Source organism: Clostridia bacterium (genome assembly GCA_028698525.1).
Classification (GTDB): domain Bacteria; phylum Bacillota; class Clostridia; order JAQVDB01; family JAQVDB01; genus JAQVDB01.
The window spans coordinates 1-14,836 of sequence record JAQVDB010000053.1; the positions used below are offsets into that span (position 1 = coordinate 1).

Consider the following 14,836-nt stretch of genomic DNA (forward strand, 5'->3'; position numbering starts at 1 on the left):
GCTATAAACAATAAAAAAACAATAATATTGACAAAAGTTTTTGTAGGGTGTAATATATAAATAAATACTTCGAACTTCGAAATATAACGAGGTGATCAAATGGCTCAGGAAAAGATTCATGCAATAGACGAATTTATCAGGAGACTGATTAAAAGATATGAAGCAGCAGAAAAGAAATGGTTTGAGTTTAAAAATAATAGGGGTCTAACATCTGCAGAATTAAAAACTATTTACACCATTGGAGATGGGAGTCCTAAAACCATGTCTATGTTAGCAGCGGATTTAGGTGTTGCAGTAAATACCCCGGTCACCGCTGTAGAAAGGCTGATCAGCAAAAATTATGTAGAAAGGTTCAGAGGGAGTGAAGATAAAAGACAGGTGTTAGTTGACCTTACAAATGACGGTCGACAGATATTTGAGGAGATAAAAAAAAGAAATCTGGAGATTACAGAGAATATCATCAGTTCACTGGAAGAATCCGAAATAACCTCATTTAAAGATATATTGGATAAACTCAACCAAAATTTAAAAAGTAACAGATGAATTCATCAAAAACAATAAATTATTATTGGTTTATAAAATTCATAAAATATTAAAAATTTTAAAATATGAAGGGTGGTTTTAGTATGAGTTTAGCAGTTAAAATGTTGGGAGGACCGATTGTTAAACAAGCGATAAATTATATGGATAAAAATCCGGAAGAGAACCTAGTCAAGCTGCTGAATCTAGGTGAAAAAGTAGCGAGAAGGGAGGGAGATAAGAAGACGATACAAAACATAAAGAATTTAATGAGCGATCCGGAAAACGTTTGGTATAAGTATGCTATGAGGCTGCTTAAAGGATTGGATAAAAACGTAAAGCATAAATTAGGGATAAACTTTTTTATTAACTCTGCTTTATTGGGAGTACCTAAGCAATGGGAAATATCTAATAAACATGATATAAACGTTCCATATGCAACATTGATAGACCCCACTTCTGCCTGCAATTTAAAATGTACAGGGTGCTGGGCAGGAGAATATGCAAAGACCGATTCATTGGATAATGAGGTGTTAGACAGGGTTATAAGGGAAGGAAAAGAACTGGGGATTTATCTGGTTATATTCTCTGGCGGTGAACCATTGGTAAGAAAGAATGACCTTATAAAACTTGCTGAGAAACATTCAGATGTACAATTCCTTGCTTTTACAAACGGCACATTAATTGATGACGAATTTATAGATGATTTGGTACGGGTAGGAAATTTTGCACTGGCATTCAGCTTGGAAGGTCTTGAAGAAGCAACTGATGCTAGAAGGGGCAAAGGCGTATTCAACAAAGTAATAACTAATATGGAAAAGATGAGAGATGCGGGCTTGGTTTTCGGATGTTCAACATGTTATACTAGACACAATGTAGATGAAGTAACTTCAGATGAATATCTAGATCTATTGGTAGAAAAGGGATGTGTTTTCTTGTGGTATTTCACCTATGTTCCGGTAGGAATAGATCCTAACTTGGATTTAATGGCCACTCCCGAACAAAGAAAACATGTGTTTGAAAAGATTCAGCATTTCAGGCAAACTAAACCAATATTTACCATTGACTTCTGGAATGACGGCGAGTTTTCAGGGGGCTGTATAGCAGGAGGAAGAAGATATTTCCATATAAATGCTAGAGGAGATGTAGAGCCCTGTGCCTTTATACACTATGCTACATGCAACATAAAAGATACATCTTTGTTTGATGCGTTGCATTCGCCATTATTTAAAGCTTATAGAAAGGGTCAGCCTTTTAATGACAACATGTTCAGACCTTGTCCTCTTATAGATAACCCGCAAAGTTTGAATAAAATGGTGGAAGAATCAAAGGCCTATTCTACACAGGTAGGTCAAGAATATACTCCTAAAGAACTTGCTGATATGTTGGATGAACAATATGCCAATAAATGGGGAGAAGTTGCAGATGATATGTGGGAAGAGAGACACCCTTCTGAACAATAAAAAAGTATAGCTTTTATGTAGAATATATCCTATAGAGCAGACAACTTTTTAAAAGTCTGTTCTATAGGATTTTTTATTTTTTTTAAAGATAAAGAAGGATTTTTAAAAAAAGTGTCGAATATAATAACATAACCTATCAGACCAACAGACCACTTTATAATTGGAACTAAGTCCAAATGGTAGGTATTTATAGATAAATATATAGAAGATCTGTCAAAGGAGATGCGAAAAGGTGAGGGTACACATAGAAAGAATAGAGCAAGCAGTAGAAAATCTTTCAGGCGTTATACGTAAAACTGATTTGATACACTGTCAAAGAGTAAGCGATGATATTGGTGTAAATGTATTTTTAAAAGCCGAGAATTTACAAAAGACAGGTTCCTTCAAAATAAGAGGAGCATACAATAAATTAGTCTGTTTATCCGATCAAGAAAGAAAAAAAGGCGTAATAGCTTCTTCGGCCGGGAATCATGCACAAGGGGTAGCCCTAGCAGCTACTGATTATGGAATCAAGTCTACCATAGTAATGCCTTTAGGTACACCACTTGCCAAGGTGAGTGCTACTAAAAATTTTGGGGCTCAGGTGGTTCTTCATGGCAATGTTTATGACGAGGCTTATCAAAAAGCCTTAGAAATACAGCAGCAGACAAAAGCCACATTTATACACCCCTTTGATGATGATTGTGTAATTGCAGGGCAAGGTACCATAGGTATTGAGATTATGGATGATTTACCTGAGGTAGATGCTGTGATAGTACCTATAGGTGGTGGAGGTTTAATTTCTGGCATTGCAAGTGCGATTAAGGCGATAAAACCATCGGTTAAGGTTATTGGTGTAGAATCTGCCCATGCTGCTTCCATGTATCAATCTGTAAAATCAAAAAGTGTAGTAACGTTGAACAATGTAAATACGTTAGCTGATGGGATTGCAGTTAAAACCCCTGGGGAATTGACTTTCAGTATTGTAAGAGATTTGGTGGATGATATTGTAACGGTGGAAGAAGACGAGATAGCTAATGCAATCCTCACTTTGCTTGAAAAACAAAAGATAATAGCAGAAGGTGCAGGAGCAGCTGCATTTGCTTCTCTACTTTATGATAAAATCAATTTAAAAGGTAAGAATGTTGTAGCTGTAGTAAGTGGAGGAAATATAGATGTAAACATGCTTGCTAGGATAATTGATAAAGGTCTTGTAAAAGCGGGCAGGAAAGTGGAGTTGAAGACAATAATTCCGGATAAGCCTGGACAACTACAAAAGTTGCTGCAGAACATAACCAAAGCAGGTGCAAATATAGTGTCAGTTTATCATAACAGGTTAAATCAAGATATACCTATAGGCTATGCAGAAATCGAACTTGTATTAGAGACCAATGATCAAAAACATATCCATGTTTTGATAGATATATTAAAAGAAAAAGGGTATATGATTCCTTGTAAGTAATGGTATATAATAATGTTATTATTTGTCACGTGGACATAAAAAATCAGGAGGTTTAAAAATGCAAAAGAATATTATAAATACAAAAAAAGCACCATCGGCTATAGGTCCATACTCTCAGGGAGTAAAGGTTGGTAATTTTATATTCACATCTGGTCAGATTCCTATTGATCCTGCTACAGGAGAACTGGTGGAAGGTGATATTCAAGAACAGACCAAGAGGAGTTTACAAAATGTAAAGGAAATTTTGGAAGCTGCAGGGGCTACCCTTGGAGATGTAATAAAGGTTACAGTTTTTATCAGTGATATGAATGATTTTGCAAAGATAAATCAGGTTTATGGAGAGTTTTTTGGCTCAAATAAGCCTGCCAGGTCATGTGTAGAAGTGGCAAGATTGCCTAAAGATGTAGGTGTGGAAATAGAAACTATAGCAGTAATTGGATAAAAAAATTATAGATATTAATTCAAAAAAAAGAAGGATTTTTTAAAACTATGTCGAATATATTAATTTAGAAACAACCTATCAGACCACAATACCGGTTATGTCTGTTTTTAGGAAAAGAAAGGTGTTTAGCAATGAATATGGAACCTGTAAAAAAAATGAATGTACATTCTACCGCTGCTGAGATTATTGAGGATTACATCAAATCCAACGATCTAAAAAGCGGTGATAAACTTCCTTCAGAGAGAAAACTAGCTCAGATGCTTTCGATAGGGAGATCTTCTTTGAGGGAAGCCTTAAGAAAGCTTGAAACAGTGAATTTAGTTCAAGTTGAAAATGGAAGAGGGGCATTTGTGAAAAACCCAAACGCTACCATTAAAGGGATAAACATGCAGTTAGCAATTGAAAAACCTAATCTATTGCAGCTCTTCCAGGTGAGAGAAGTACTGGAAGGTCTGGCAATAGAGTTAGCAATAGAAAATGCCACAAATGAAGAGATTGAAAATATGGAACAAATAATGGATGAAATAGATGCGAAGTTGGAAGACAAGATAAACCCTAATATGGAGGACGAACAATTTCACAGAGCTATATATTATGCAAGCAAAAACGATGTTTTGATAACTATTCTTGAATCCATGACCGACTATTTCAATAAATTATGGCATTCGCCTTTAGGGGACTATTCTATATTGATCGATTCCATGCCATTACATAGGCCTCTGCTTGAAGCTATAAAGAATAGGGACAAGAAGAAAGCCATTAGAATCTTCAAGAGATTGATAAGATTTGATATTAAAACAATACTGGAATACGAAAACAAGTAGGTGGTTTTTTGGCAGGGTTAATAGATAATAAATTTTATAGAGAACCAGATATAACTAGACTTATCAAGGCTATTTCCAACGATGGAGAGCCTGATTATGTACCTATATTAGAATATTGGACTACAAGTGAGCAGGTAATGCAGTATGTACTGGATGGAAAAGCTAGATTTGAGCTAATGGATAATGGCTCAAAAGAAAGTAACGATTTGGTGCCGGAAGATGCAATAGAATATGCAAAGAGGATTGGCATGGATGCTATAAGGGTTAATTTTTCTTGGAATCCTGCTCAAGTGTTTAAAAAAGCTCAAGATGGTACCATTCACTATGTGGATGGACAGATAAAATCAAAAGATGATTTAGAAAAATTAGGTGAGCCGCCTGATATAACAAAGCAGTTACAAAAGTTTGAAAGATATTTACAAGCAGTAGAAAAGAGTGGCACAAAGATAGGGGTATATCCTAGTATAACGGGATTCTTTGATTGTACCTATCTTGCTATAGGTTTTCAGGACTTTTTGTTCAAGCTCTATGATGATATTGAATTGATAGAGACTTTGATGGATATATTTGTAGAAAATCAGAGAAAACTAGTTGAAGAGGTAGTAAAATATCATGAATGTTCTTTTGTATTTATAAATGATGATATTGCTTTTGTTAGTGGTCTGATAGTTAGACCGGAATTGTTCAAAGAACTATATTTAAATAGAATGAAAGCTTTGGTTGAACCTGCTAAAAAGGCAAGGAAGCTTTTAACCTATCATACAGACGGGAAGCTTGACCAGGTGTTTCCCATTCTGGATGAAATAGGCTTTGATGCTGTACATCCTATTGAGCCAGGTGCTAATAATATATATGAATTAAAAAAGGCTTGGGGACAAAAAATATGTCTACATGGAAATATTGAAACTGTGCTGTTGGCATATGGGGAAAAACAAGAAATACAACAGGATGTGATAAAGCATATTAATAAAGTTGCACCTGGAGGTGGGTATATACTAGGCTCCAGTTCTAGCATAATGGAAGGTATACCCCCTGAAAATTATTTAGCTATGATTGAATGTGCCATGAAATATGGTAAGTATTCAATTATCCCGAGAGGAAAGGAGGAAAGCTAATTAAATCGGGATTTTAAAAATAATATAGATTAAGCTTAAACAGAAAATAAAAGGAGGATAAATAATGTCAAAGAAACTAATTAGTGTAATTTTAGCATGTCTACTAGTTTTAACATTGTTTGCAGGATGCGGTAATAATGCTGAGAAAAAAGAAGATGGAACACAAACAAAAGATGGGGACAAAGGCGAACAAGTTACAATAACCTTTGCTGAAACGTTACCAAATGAAGCAAGAACAGAACTATTAAAGGAAATGGTCAGTGAATTTGAAGAGCAAAACCCAAATATAAAGGTTGAATTCCAAACAATACCTGTTGACCAGTCAAAAGATAAATTGCTTACAATGGCAGCAGGAAAAGCACTGCCAGATGTATTTGAATTAAATGATTCATGGTTAGGTTCATTAGGAGTAGGTGGACATCTAGAGAGTTTAGAGCCATATATTGAAAATTGGGAAAATAAAGATGGTTTAGTTGATTCTGTATTGACACTTGGAAGATCACTTGATGATACTGCTTACTGGATACCATATGGTTTTTATGGTACAGCTGTATACTATAACACAGAAATGCTTGAAGCCACAGGAATGGAAGCACCAACAACAACTGATGAGTTTTATGAAGTAGCGAAAGCTATGACAAATAAAGATGAAGGTAAATATGGATATGCTTTCAGGGGTGGTCCCTATGGAGGAACTCATGCAATAATGTGGATGCTTTCACATGTTGGTTCTCCGGATTTCTTTGATGAAAATGGAGAGTGTGTATTCGACACACCAGAGGGAATAGAAGGATTGAAAAAATATGCAGCATTGTACAAGGATACTGCACCTACAGATTCAACAAGCTGGGGATTTAGAGAATGTGTTACAGGATTCACAACAGGAGTTACAGGGCTTGTGATCCAGAGTAATGAAGTTGTACAGATATGTGACGAAAAAATGGGAGAAGGAAAGTTTGACACTGCTATGCTTCCTGTAGGAACATCTGGAAAGACATATGATACAAGCGGACAGGCTGGTTATGCTATGTCAGCTCATTCAAAACATAAAGAAGAAGCATGGAAATTGTTATCCTTCTTGAACTCTCCTGAACAAAACATGAAGTTCACCAAGGCTACCGGCTTTACTCCAATATATAAGGAAGCAGAAAATGACCCTGCTTTCTCAGAAGGACCGGCAGGAGTTTATTTAGAGCAGATATTGAGCGATAAAGTAGAATTTGCTAAGATCCCTTCCTATTTACCTGAATGGTCGGATTTTATAGCTAACTACTCAACATCAGAGCTGCAAAAGATGGTTATGGGAGAACAAAGTGTTGAGGATACAGCAAAGAATCTAGCAGACTATATGGAAAAAGCACAGTCAAACTGGGATAAGCAGAATAAATAAGGTTGACCGGGTTTTCCCGGTCAACTCAATAATATTAGGAGGATGTGTTTGTTGTGAAAGGTGAAGATAGTAAATTAAAAAAGGATGTCAAGGTGAGGAAAAAGAGTCCTTTGCTTAAAGAAAGTTTGGTGCCGTACTGGTTTATACTTCCAGCAGTTTTGCTTGTTGTGTTGTTTTACGGGTATCCTTTTATAAAAAGTTTATATATGTCTTTTATGAATTATAACTTGGTTATGGAGCATAATATTTATTTTAATAATTTTGAAAATTACAAGGGCATCTTCGATGATCCTGTGTTCGGCAAAGCTGCAGTCAATACATTGATTTGGGTATTTTACTCATTGATCATTCAATTTATTTTAGGATTTATACTTGCATTATTGTTATGGAAACCCTTTAAGGGCAGAAATGTATATCAGTCGATAGTGTTTATTCCATGGGCTGTATCCGGGTTTTTGATAGGTATTATGTTTCGATGGATGTTCAATGCTCAATTTGGAGTAATAAATGATCTATTGCTTAAGTTAGGCTTGATACAGGAGAACATTCCGTTTTTATCACAGCCTTCCACAGTAATGATAGGGCCTATAGCTGGTGCTATATGGTATGGGATACCATTTTTCGCAATAATGATATTAGCAGCTCTTCAGGGAATACCAAACGAGATATTTGAGGCGGCTGAAATGGATGGGGCAAGTAAGATGACTAGATTTTGGAAGATAATAGTGCCTTTTATTAAGCCCACTCTGCTGGTCACTGTTTTGCTTAGGGCGATATGGATATTCAATTCTGCTGACATTATTTATGTCATGACAAATGGTGGCCCTGCTAACAGTTCACATACATTGGCAACGTATTTATTCCAAAAAGCATATACAGCACTTGATTTTGGTTCAGCCTCAGCGATAGCTGTTGTTATTATAATATTTTTAGCTATATATACTTTGATATATCTTACTGTTAGCAAATTTGAAGAGGCAGGTGATTTTTAATGGAAAAGACTACAACATCAGAAAAAATATTAAAGATAATAGGTCTGGGGATATTTTTAATCATAGCTATATTCCCTATTTATTGGCTTTTGGTAACTTCATTTAAACCTGCAAAAGATTCAGTGACAATACCTATACAATATTGGCCTAAAAATTTTACTTTTGAAAATTATGCAGCAGTATGGAGCACTACTGATTTTCCGGTATTTTTCAAAAACAGCCTCATTGTAGCTGTAACAGCTGGGATATTGACTGTTATACTGGCTATATTTGCCGGATATAGTTTATCCAGGTTTAAATTTAAAGGTAAAAATATAACCCTTTTACTATTTTTAGTGACTCAAATGATACCTATAGTAGTATTGATAGTACCGTTGTTTATTTTATTTAGGAATCTAGGGTTGATTGATACACTATATAGTTTGATTATTTCTTATACCATAATATCGGTTCCCTTTTGTACAGTTATGATAATAGGGTTTTTTAAGCGTATACCTAATGCTATAGAAGAATCTGCTATGGTAGACGGATGTTCCAGGGTAGAAGCACTTTTCAGGGTTGTGGTTCCTGTTATGCTTCCAGGTATAGTTGCAACATTTGTATTCGCATTTATATCTGCATGGAATGAATATTTCTTTAGCCTTATGTTTATCAATAGTGAGGCTGTAAAAACCATTCCTGTAGGAATAAATATGTTTATTCAGAAGGTTGATGTAAACTGGGGAAGGATGACAGCTGCCGGTGCAATAGCGCTTGTTCCTGCAGTTATATTATTTGTTTTTATACAAAAGTATCTTGTTCAAGGTCTTACCGCAGGGGCTGTGAAAGGCTGATAAAAGGAGGTTTTATATATGAACTCTAAGGAAAGAGCTCTACGAATAATAAATCACCAAGAGGCCGATCGTATTGCTATAGATTTTTGGGCAGTAGATGAAGCACTTGAAAAGCTTTTGGAACATTTTGGATTCAAATGCAAAGAACAACTATTGAAAGAATTTGAAGTAGATTTTAGGCAATCCCCTACATGTTTTCAGGATTTGGGTCCTTTAAAATGGGATAAAAGTGATAAAACGGTATATTACAATATGTGGGGGGTGGGCAAGTCATGCAAATGGGGCGGCACATCTATTTATCATCCACTCAAGGATGTACAGACAATAGATGATGTCAAGGATTATCCATGGCCTAATCCCGACGATATAGATGTAGATGCATTTGTGAGTTATTGTGATACCTTTTATAGGGATTATTGTATATATGGAGGTATGTGGGGACCGATATTTTATATAGGCTATGAATTGATGGGTATGGAGAATTTCCTGATAACTATGTATACAAACCCGGAACTTGCTCACTATATACTGGACAAAGCCACCGACTTTTATCTAGAAGCAGATAAAAGATTGTTTGAAGCTGTAAGGGATAAGATGGATATATTTTTCATGGCAGATGATTTGGGGACACAGGAAAATCTGATTATAAGTATAGAAATGTATGATGAGTTTATTGGCCCAAGGACAAAAAAGATATATGATCAGGCTAAAAATTATGGGTATAAGGTTATGCAGCATTCCTGTGGTGCGGTGAAAAAGATAATACCCAGATTATTGGAACTTGGCCTTGAGATACTAAATCCTATTCAAGTATCGGCAAAAGGCATGGATCCCTATCAGATAAAGAAACAGTTCGGGGATAAGCTTGTGTTATGTGGAAGTATAGACACAGTAAAGACGCTGCCTTTTGGGACAAAGCAAGACGTAAAAAATGAAGTTATTGAAAGGATAAAAACTCTGGCCCCAGGAGGAGGGTTTATATTAAACTCAAGTCAAGAGCTATTGCCTGAAATACCGGTAGAAAATATAGTTACTATGTATCAAACTGCAAAACATCATGGGTATTATGATAGTTTGGGAGAATATAGATAATATTTGAAATATGCTTAAAAGTATTGATCAATTTTAATTGCGAAAGAGGAGAAAAACATGGAGAAAAAGGCATCTATGATTTGTTCACATACAGGCGATGATTATCAAGAGTTTCATGGAGCTGTTATACCTCCGATATATCAGAACAGTCTTTTTGTTTTTCCCGATACTGAAGCTCTTAGAAAACAGGTGCGAAAAGAAGTAGAGGGATATATCTATACAAGAGGATACAACCCAACAGTGGAAGTGGCAGAAAAGAAGATTGCCCAGTTAGAGGGAGGAGAGGCGGCAAAGTGTTTTTCCTCCGGGATGGCTGCTATTTCCGCTGCAATCATTACTTTTTTAGAAAAAGGGGATCATGTGATAATTGTCAGACATTCATATCCCTGCACCTACAGATTTGTCACTGAATATCTAGCTAGGTTTGGGATTGAATATACGGCAGTTCAAGGAGATAGTATTGAAGAATTTGAAAGGGCAATAAAGAAGAATACAAAGCTGATCTATTTAGAGAGCCCTACTTCCATGACTTTCAAGCTTCAGGATATTAAAGCAGTGGCTGAACTTGCAAAGAGCAAAGGGATAAAGACAATAATAGATAACACATGGGCCACCCCTATTTTTCAGAATCCCCTTAAATTAGGAATAGATATTGTAGTGCATACTGCGTCAAAATATATTGGAGGTCACAGTGATATAGTCGCAGGAGTTGTAGTAAGCGACAAAAAGACGATAAAACGGATAGTGGAGAATGAATATGATCTTCTTGGAGGAGTTATAGGTCCATTTGAAGCATGGCTTATGACAAGAGGCTTGAGAACTCTTGCTGTGAGAATGAAACAGCATCAGCAAAGCGGGATGAAGGTGGCAGAATTTCTGGAACAACATCCTAAAGTACGAAAGGTGAATTATTCAGGACTCAAGAGCCATCCTCAACATGAATTGGCCGTAAAACAGATGAGAGGCTTTAGCGGTCTTTTGAGTTTTGAGATAGAAAATGATAGACAAAAGGTAGCAAAGCTTATTGACGCCTTGCAAGTTTTTAATATAGGTGTTAGTTGGGGTGGTTTTGAGAGCTTGGTAATAGCTGAATCCATATATCTTGATGACCAACAGCTAGAACAAAAGTGGGGTATGCCTGTGGGATTGATCAGAATCGCAGTAGGGCTGGAGGAAACAGAGATTTTGATAGATGATTTAGATAGAGCGTTATCATTGATTTAGCTGACTAATGGGGGTATACATTTTATGAATATTCTTGTAATCAATTGTGGCAGTTCTTCTTTAAAGTATCAGCTCATAGATATTGAAGATGAGACAGTAATAGCCAAAGGAAATGTAGAGAGAATAGGTATAGAGGATTCCAGCATAAAGCATACAGTGTCAGGACAAGATGAAATAATAATTCAAAAGAATATAAAAGATCACAAGCAGGCTGTTCATGAGATGTTGAATATGTTGACAGATGAGAGATATGGTGTTATTAAGTCACTAGAAGAGATATCTGCTGTAGGACATAGGACTGTACATGGAGGAGAAAGGTTTTCAGGGGCGGTTAAAATAGATGAAAAAGTATTGGAAACCATGAAGGAATGTAGTGAATTGGCGCCCTTGCACAATCCTCCTAATATAATTGGTATAGAAGTATGCAAACAATTGATGCCGGAGGTGCCAATGGTAGGTATTTTTGATACTGCCTTTCATCAGACTATTCCTGAAAAGGCTTATCTATACGGCATACCATATGAGACATACCAAAAATATAAAATAAGAAAATACGGTTTTCACGGAACATCCCATAAGTATGTAGCTCAAAAGGCTGCAGAGATGGTGGGGATGCCCCTTGAAAGTCTTAAAATAATTACATGTCACTTAGGAAACGGATCCAGTATAACCGCTATAAAAGATGGCAAATCCATCGATACTAGCATGGGTTTTACCCCATTGGAAGGTGTTTTGATGGGCACCAGATCTGGGGATCTAGATCCTGCAGTTATCACTTTTTTGATGAAAAAGGAAAATCTGACTGTACAACAGATTGATAACTTGTTGAATAAGAAATCTGGTGTTTTGGGTATATCGGGTGTGAGCAGTGATTTTAGAGATTTAGAGATAAAGGCTAAAGACGGCAATAAAAGAGCCAAGCTAGCCATAGATATTTTTGTTTACAGAGTAAAGAAATATATAGGTGCTTATACAGCAGCCATGGATGGAGTGGATATCGTTGTTTTTACCGGCGGTATAGGTGAAAATTCTCCTACCATAAGAAAGGATATATGCAATGGGATGAATTACCTGGGAATCAATATTGACATGGATAAAAACCAGAAAGCAATAGGTCAAAAAGCTGTTATATCATCCCAAAGTTCCAAGGTAAAGCTGATTGTTATGCCTACAAATGAAGAATTAATGATAGCATTAGAAACTAAAAGAGTGGTATAAAAGTTTCTATTGCACATCGAAACAGGAGGAGGTCGACTTAATGTCAAATAAATACAAAACAACGTATAGGTCTTATTTAATAGACCATCATTCTCCCGATCCGCCTATTGTGACTTTTGATAACTTAAATGCAGAAGAATACGAGGAATTTTTTAAAAATGCCAATATCGATAGTTTAATATTGTACTGCAAGGATCATTGGGGAGCAGCATATTATAATACCAAAATAGGAAAGAAACACCCAGGTTTAAAACAGGACTGGATTGCAGAGCTAAAAGAGGTATTAACAAAGAATGATATTGAATTTACTGCTTATTATTGTATAGAATATGATAACCATGCCGGGATAAGTCATCCGGACTGGAGGATAATAGATAAAGATGGCCAGCCCCTCAGACGGATAGATGAATTCGCTAAATGGTGGTTATGCTGTTATGAGACAGGATATAGGGAATATTGTATACAACAGTTGAAAGAGATTGTATCCAATTACCAGCCGGATAGTCTTTTTCTGGATATACTTGGTGCCTCATTATGCTATTGTCCGTCCTGTCTTGCTAAGTTTAAGGATATATATGGTTATGATCTGCCTAGAGATGAAAGATCCATTATGGATAAAAAGGGAGATATACTGGAATTTTTAGACCTTAAAACAAAAGAATTCTTAAAACTGATAAAATCTACTTTAAAGGAAATTGATCCCTCTTTAGCTATAACTATAAACTTTTCCAGTCATTATACTAAAGATGTAAGGGATATGCTGGATTATCAATTTTCCGAACCCTGGGCGGGGAACTGGTTGTCTGCTGCCTATGCGCGAGATACTGCTGTAGGCAGATATCCCCAGTTAGGGCCAGGTGAAGAATCCAGAATTTATGATTATAAACCTGAAAACATTTATATTCTGGATATCGCAGAAATAACAGCTCAAGGATGTAAGGCATGTATATACAGTGGGTCTCAACACATAGACGGTACATTAGAACATGAAGAGGCAAAAAGAATGGGTGCAGCCTATAAAGAAGTGAAAAGGTACCAAAAATATTTAGGTCAACGATCACCGGTAAAAGAAATAGCTATACTACAGAGCGATAAAGCTGCAAATATAAAGCTTGATAAAATAATACCTGATGCTATACTCAAAGCCAAACAAGGAAATGAGCACAGGAGAGCCTTGCTGGGGGCTATGAAACTCTGTGATTATTCAAAGATACCATGGAATATACTGCCGGAACAGGATGCTTGTTATCAGGAATTGATGAACTATAAAATGCTGATATTGCCCAATGTATACTATATAAATGATGAATTAAAGCAGAATATAAAAAGGTTTGTAGAAAACGGTGGATTTGTGATAGCCTGTGGTGAAACAGGACTCTATGATAAAAATGGTGATGTTTTGGATGACTTTTCATTATCAGACATCTATGCATGCAGTTATATAGGAACATGTGATAAATATGTTGACAACGGATGGGGAGCATACTTAAAGCTGAATGATGATGATGTATGGAAATACATGCCGGACACTACACCACCCGTTTCAAAGTTATGGCATCAAATAAAAACAGAAGGTGCAAAAACAATTGCAAATTATATTCTTCCTTCAACAGAGGTTACAATGGACAAATGGGTGAACTGGTGGAGTCCACCACCAGGGGAATTGACTGAATACCCTGCTGTGACCATAAACAATATAGGGAAAGGCATAGTTCTATACACGGCATTTGATTTTCTTTCCATGGAAAATGAGAGATTCAATTGGATCAAAAAGTTCTTTAAAGGGATAACAGAGCAATATATACAAAAACCTAAATTGAGCCTGTCCACTGAAAATATGAATATATTGAAGATGTCATATTTTGATAGAAAAGACAGACAAGAGCTGATCATACATCAGGTATCAAACATGTGTAGGATGACAGGAGGACATGATATAGCTGTTGATGGAGGTACTTTGGTTGTCAACTCTAATTTTAGGGAGATAAAAAGTGCACATATTGTTTATCCGGATAATGTTCAGCTTAAGGTAGAAAAGTTGGATGATGTTTATAAAATAAAGTTGCCTGATATAGGTATTCATCAGGTAATAAAAATAGATTACATGGAATAGAATTGGGGGGGACAATGCTACCCCCAGTTTTGTTTTATAGACATTTACTCACATACAAAATAAGGCGATATATATCAAGGCAAACCTTCAAATAATTGTATGCTTTGATTTATAAGGTTTATAAATCTTCAGGTATTTTATTAGATATTTATCGGTTGATTTGCTAGCAT

Annotated in this window: 13 protein-coding genes; all 13 read left to right on the forward strand. The window is 36.0% G+C overall.

Annotated features, from left to right (window positions below; all coding sequences use genetic code 11):
- Window positions 1-99 precede the first annotated feature (99 nt).
- The 13 genes from PHP06_08365 (at window position 100) to PHP06_08425 (ending at window position 14,666) form a co-directional block, all read left to right on the forward strand.
- Complete coding sequence (locus PHP06_08365; GenBank protein ID MDD3840573.1) at window positions 100-543, forward strand: MarR family transcriptional regulator; 444 nt, start codon at window positions 100-102, stop codon at window positions 541-543.
- A gap of 83 nt (window positions 544-626) precedes the next feature.
- Window positions 627-1,982, forward strand: coding sequence for a radical SAM protein (locus tag PHP06_08370; protein ID MDD3840574.1), 1,356 nt, complete (start codon window positions 627-629; stop codon window positions 1,980-1,982).
- Window positions 1,983-2,214: 232 nt separating this feature from the next.
- Window positions 2,215-3,423 (forward strand): threonine ammonia-lyase, encoded by a 1,209-nt coding sequence (gene ilvA / locus PHP06_08375; protein ID MDD3840575.1) that lies wholly within the window; start codon window positions 2,215-2,217, stop codon window positions 3,421-3,423.
- 58 nt (window positions 3,424-3,481) lie between these two features.
- The gene (locus PHP06_08380; protein ID MDD3840576.1) at window positions 3,482-3,865 is read left to right on the forward strand and encodes a RidA family protein; all 384 of its coding nucleotides are present in this window, start codon (window positions 3,482-3,484) and stop codon (window positions 3,863-3,865) included.
- A 131-nt stretch (window positions 3,866-3,996) separates the two neighbouring features.
- A complete protein-coding gene (locus PHP06_08385; protein ID MDD3840577.1) occupies window positions 3,997-4,689 on the forward strand; it encodes a FadR/GntR family transcriptional regulator in 693 nt (230 codons plus the stop codon).
- Window positions 4,690-4,697: 8 nt separating this feature from the next.
- Window positions 4,698-5,804 carry a uroporphyrinogen decarboxylase family protein gene (locus PHP06_08390; protein MDD3840578.1) on the forward strand — a complete coding sequence of 369 codons (1,107 nt, stop codon included), beginning with the start codon at window positions 4,698-4,700 and terminating at the stop codon, window positions 5,802-5,804.
- 64 nt (window positions 5,805-5,868) lie between these two features.
- A complete protein-coding gene (locus tag PHP06_08395) occupies window positions 5,869-7,194 on the forward strand; it encodes an extracellular solute-binding protein (GenBank protein MDD3840579.1) in 1,326 nt (441 codons plus the stop codon).
- A 53-nt stretch (window positions 7,195-7,247) separates the two neighbouring features.
- Window positions 7,248-8,186, forward strand: coding sequence for a sugar ABC transporter permease (locus PHP06_08400; protein ID MDD3840580.1), 939 nt, complete (start codon window positions 7,248-7,250; stop codon window positions 8,184-8,186).
- Window positions 8,186-9,019, forward strand: a complete 834-nt coding sequence (locus PHP06_08405) for a carbohydrate ABC transporter permease (GenBank protein ID MDD3840581.1) — start codon at window positions 8,186-8,188, stop codon at window positions 9,017-9,019. Before PHP06_08400 ends, PHP06_08405 begins: the two co-directional genes overlap by 1 nt.
- An 18-nt stretch (window positions 9,020-9,037) precedes the next feature.
- Complete coding sequence (locus PHP06_08410; GenBank protein MDD3840582.1) at window positions 9,038-10,111, forward strand: uroporphyrinogen decarboxylase family protein; 1,074 nt, start codon at window positions 9,038-9,040, stop codon at window positions 10,109-10,111.
- A 57-nt stretch (window positions 10,112-10,168) separates the two neighbouring features.
- Window positions 10,169-11,335 carry an aminotransferase class I/II-fold pyridoxal phosphate-dependent enzyme gene (locus PHP06_08415; protein ID MDD3840583.1) on the forward strand — a complete coding sequence of 389 codons (1,167 nt, stop codon included), beginning with the start codon at window positions 10,169-10,171 and terminating at the stop codon, window positions 11,333-11,335.
- A gap of 24 nt (window positions 11,336-11,359) precedes the next feature.
- Window positions 11,360-12,553, forward strand: a complete 1,194-nt coding sequence (locus PHP06_08420) for an acetate kinase (GenBank protein ID MDD3840584.1) — start codon at window positions 11,360-11,362, stop codon at window positions 12,551-12,553.
- A gap of 40 nt (window positions 12,554-12,593) precedes the next feature.
- A complete protein-coding gene (locus tag PHP06_08425) occupies window positions 12,594-14,666 on the forward strand; it encodes a beta-galactosidase trimerization domain-containing protein (protein ID MDD3840585.1) in 2,073 nt (690 codons plus the stop codon).
- Window positions 14,667-14,836: the final 170 nt, after the last annotated feature.

Coding starts and splice junctions, on each gene's coding strand:
- PHP06_08365 (MDD3840573.1), top strand. CDS start 100: ATGGCTCAGGAAAAGATTCATGCAATAGACGAATTTATCAGGAGACTG.
- PHP06_08370 (MDD3840574.1), top strand. CDS start 627: ATGAGTTTAGCAGTTAAAATGTTGGGAGGACCGATTGTTAAACAAGCG.
- PHP06_08380 (MDD3840576.1), top strand. CDS start 3,482: ATGCAAAAGAATATTATAAATACAAAAAAAGCACCATCGGCTATAGGT.
- PHP06_08385 (MDD3840577.1), top strand. CDS start 3,997: ATGAATATGGAACCTGTAAAAAAAATGAATGTACATTCTACCGCTGCT.
- PHP06_08395 (MDD3840579.1), top strand. CDS start 5,869: ATGTCAAAGAAACTAATTAGTGTAATTTTAGCATGTCTACTAGTTTTA.
- PHP06_08405 (MDD3840581.1), top strand. CDS start 8,186: ATGGAAAAGACTACAACATCAGAAAAAATATTAAAGATAATAGGTCTG.
- PHP06_08410 (MDD3840582.1), top strand. CDS start 9,038: ATGAACTCTAAGGAAAGAGCTCTACGAATAATAAATCACCAAGAGGCC.
- PHP06_08415 (MDD3840583.1), top strand. CDS start 10,169: ATGGAGAAAAAGGCATCTATGATTTGTTCACATACAGGCGATGATTAT.
- PHP06_08420 (MDD3840584.1), top strand. CDS start 11,360: ATGAATATTCTTGTAATCAATTGTGGCAGTTCTTCTTTAAAGTATCAG.
- PHP06_08425 (MDD3840585.1), top strand. CDS start 12,594: ATGTCAAATAAATACAAAACAACGTATAGGTCTTATTTAATAGACCAT.